The organism is Polaromonas sp. (genome assembly GCF_030682935.1).
In the GTDB taxonomy this organism is placed as follows: Bacteria; Pseudomonadota; Gammaproteobacteria; order Burkholderiales; family Burkholderiaceae_C; genus Polaromonas.
Genome location: NZ_JAUXNA010000112.1, coordinates 1 through 2897, shown reverse-complemented (window position 1 = coordinate 2897; position 2897 = coordinate 1). Strand labels below are relative to the sequence as shown.

At 64.8% G+C, this 2897-nt stretch carries 5 protein-coding genes; all 5 read left to right on the top strand.

Annotated features, from left to right (window positions below; genetic code table 11):
• On the top strand, window positions 1-516 hold a 516-nt coding region (locus Q8K05_RS05260), incomplete at its 5' end, for a precorrin-2 C(20)-methyltransferase (RefSeq protein WP_305245472.1).
• Window positions 513-1292, top strand: coding sequence for a cobalamin biosynthesis central domain-containing protein (locus Q8K05_RS05255; RefSeq protein ID WP_305245471.1), 780 nt, complete (start codon window positions 513-515; stop codon window positions 1290-1292). The genes Q8K05_RS05260 and Q8K05_RS05255, both read left to right, overlap by 4 nt.
• Window positions 1289-1741, top strand: coding sequence for a cobalamin biosynthesis protein (locus Q8K05_RS05250; protein ID WP_305245470.1), 453 nt, complete (start codon window positions 1289-1291; stop codon window positions 1739-1741). The genes Q8K05_RS05255 and Q8K05_RS05250 overlap by 4 nt, the downstream gene beginning before the upstream one ends.
• Window positions 1742-1809: 68 nt before the next feature.
• Entirely contained in the window at window positions 1810-2457 is a 648-nt protein-coding gene (locus tag Q8K05_RS05245) for an energy-coupling factor ABC transporter permease (RefSeq protein WP_305245469.1), read from the top strand.
• Window positions 2458-2468: 11 nt separating this feature from the next.
• A partial coding sequence (locus Q8K05_RS05240; RefSeq protein ID WP_305245473.1) for a precorrin-3B C(17)-methyltransferase occupies window positions 2469-2897 on the top strand: 429 nt, incomplete at its 3' end.

Here is a 2897-nt window from a genome sequence, read left to right as displayed (position 1 = left end):
GCGACCGGGCAGGACGTGTTGTTTCTGGTCGAAGGCGACGCCTCCACCTACGCCAGTTTCTGCTACCTGGCCCGCGTGCTGCGCGAGCTCGATGCCGGGGCGCAGATCGACATCGTGCCCGGCGTCACCTCGTTCAACGCGGCCTGCGCCCGGCTGCAGATGCCGCTGTCCGAGCAGGACGACACCATCGCCATCGTGCCCGCCGCCTACGGCATTGCGGCGGTGGAGAAAATGCTGGACGACTTCGACACCCTGGTGCTGATGAAAGTCAAGCCGCTGCTCGATGACTTGATTGACCTGCTGGCGCGCCGCGGCCTGCTGGCGCACAGCCGCTTTATCGAGAAAGCCGGCTCCCCGGTGGAGCGCATCGTGCATGACGTGGCGGAGCTCAAGGGCACCAAGGTCAATTATTTGTCACTCTTGCTGGTGAAAAACCCGAATCGCGAGCGCGGCGAGATGATTCGCGGCTGCCGCAAGAAAACCACCACCGAACTCGAAGAGGAAAACCAGGAATGACCACCACCACCCTGCCAGACACCGCTCTGCCCACCGAACAAGCGGTGCGCGTGGTACTGGTTGCCATCACCAAACATGGCGCGCAGCAAACCGCCGAGCTGGCGCGCCAGTTGCCCCAGGCCAGCGTGTGCGTGGCCGACAAGTTCGCGCCGCTGATGGCCGGCTTGCCCAACCCGGTGCGCGCCTACGGCGGGGCTTTGCGCGACGAAATCGGCAAGTTGTTCGCCGACTTTGACCAGGTCGTTTTCTTCGTCTCGCTGGGCGCCGTGGTGCGCCTGATTGCCCCGCACCTGAAAACCAAAGACGAAGACCCTGGTGTGCTGGTGGTCGATGACGCCGGGCAGTTTGTCATCCCCGTGCTGTCGGGCCATGTGGGCGGCGCCAATGCTTGTGCCTTGCAGATTGCCGCGCTGTTGGGCGCAACCGCTGTGCTGACCACCGCCTCCGACGTCGGCAAGACCATCCCCGTGGACATTCTGGGCCGCGAGCTGGGCTGGAAGGTCGAGGCGCCCAAGATCAACATCACCCGCGTGTCGGCCCATGTGGTCAATGGCGAGCCGATTGCCGTGGTGCAGGAGGCGGGCAGCCCGCACTGGTGGACCCGGCCCACGCCACTGCCTGGCAGCATTCACAGATTCGAGCGCTTCGAAGACGTGGACCTGAACCACTTCAAGGCCGTGTTGTGGATCACCCACGCCGAGGTGCCTGCCGAACGCTGGCAGCAATTGAACGAGCGTCTGGTGGTGTACCGCCCACCGCAGGAGGTGGGTGCATGAGCACTGCCTTGACACAAGTGGCGGTTGGCCTGGGTTGCGACCGCGGCACGCCGCTGGCGACCGTGGCGCAGACGCTCGATGCCGCGCTGGCGCAGGCCGGGCTGGCGCGTGCGCAGGTGGTCGTGCTGGCCAGCATCGAGGCCAAGCAGGGCGAGCCGGCTTTCATGGAACTGGCGGCGCAGGGCGGCTGGCCGCTGCGTTTTTTCAGCGCCGCCGAGCTCGCCGCCGTGCCTGTGCCCAATCCGTCCGAGACCGTCTTGCGCTACATGGGCACCCCCTCCGTCAGCGAAGCCGCAGCCTTGCTGGCCGCCGGCGCAGGCATGGCGGCGCTGCTGGTCGAGAAGCACAAGCTGCGCGGGGCGGACGGCAAAAACGCGACGGTTTCGATTGCGCGCGTGGCAAGCGCCGCGACGGCCCGCTTCGTGAATGGAAAAGAGTTTTCACCGTAGTCCAGGCCTGCTGTTCATCGCGTTCCTGTTTTCCCCTGTCAGTTCCTGTTTTCTTTAAAGGTCTCATCATGCACATCGAAATCGGCATCCTCTCGCAGGACAAACTTGCCTACGCCGGCATCGCGGCCACCGCGCTGCTCGGCGCCCACTCGGCGGGCCTGTTCAAAAGCCCCACCGCCTGGCTGCGCACGGCGCTGGCCGCGTTTTTCTTCAGCGCCCTGATGCAGGCTTTCCACATGAATATCGGTCCGTCGGAGCTGCACTTCATCGGCGCCATGCCGATTTACCTGTTGTTCGGATTTATTCCCACGCTGTTCGGCTTTGGTCTCGGCCTGCTGCTGCAGGCGCTGATCTTCGAGCCGCAGGACCTGGCGCACCTGGCCATCAACTTCCTGAGCCTGGCTGTGCCGCTGCTTGTCTTGCACCACAGCCTGGGTAAAAAAGTGCAGGGTCTGACCATGGCCAAGGTGTTGAAGCTGGACGCGGTGTACTACGCCGGCGTCACGCTGATGGTGGGCTTCTGGCTGTCGATCAGCCATGATCCCGCGCCCGTTGCCGACTGGGCGCTGTTTGCCGCCTCCTACCTGGGCCTGGTTGCCGTCGAGCCGCTGCTGACCATCGGCCTGGTGCTGGCCGCGGGCCGCATCCGCCACAGCCGCGTGGCGCGCTGGTGCATCGATGAGAACACCCTGCAGCGCATGGGTGCTGCAGCATGAGCGAAAACTCTATGACGATGGGAAAAATCATGCTGGTCGGCATCGGCCCCGGCAGCACCGAACACATGACCGCGCGCGCGCGCGCGGCCATTGCCGAAGCCGACACCATCATCGGCTACGTCACCTACATCAAGCTGGTGGCCGATTTGCTGGAAGGCAAGGAAGTGATCCGCAAGGGCATGACCGAGGAGCTCGATCGCGCCGTCCATGCGCTGGAACGGGCCCGTGAGGGCAAGAAGGTGGCGCTGATCTCAAGCGGCGACGCTGGCGTGTATGGCATGGCGGGGCCGACCTACGAGGTGCTGTTCCAGGCGGGCTGGACGCCAGAGACTGACGTCGAAGTGGAGGTGATCCCCGGTGCCTCGGCCATCAACGCCTGCGCGGCGCTGGTGGGTGCGCCCCTCACGCACGACTTTTGCTCGATCTCTCTGTCTGACCTG

Bases quoted from the DNA above. Each gene is read 5' to 3' on its own strand.
- Q8K05_RS05255 (WP_305245471.1), top strand. From the start codon at position 513: ATGACCACCACCACCCTGCCAGACACCGCTCTGCCCACCGAACAAGCG.
- Q8K05_RS05250 (WP_305245470.1), top strand. From the start codon at position 1,289: ATGAGCACTGCCTTGACACAAGTGGCGGTTGGCCTGGGTTGCGACCGC.
- Q8K05_RS05245 (WP_305245469.1), top strand. From the start codon at position 1,810: ATGCACATCGAAATCGGCATCCTCTCGCAGGACAAACTTGCCTACGCC.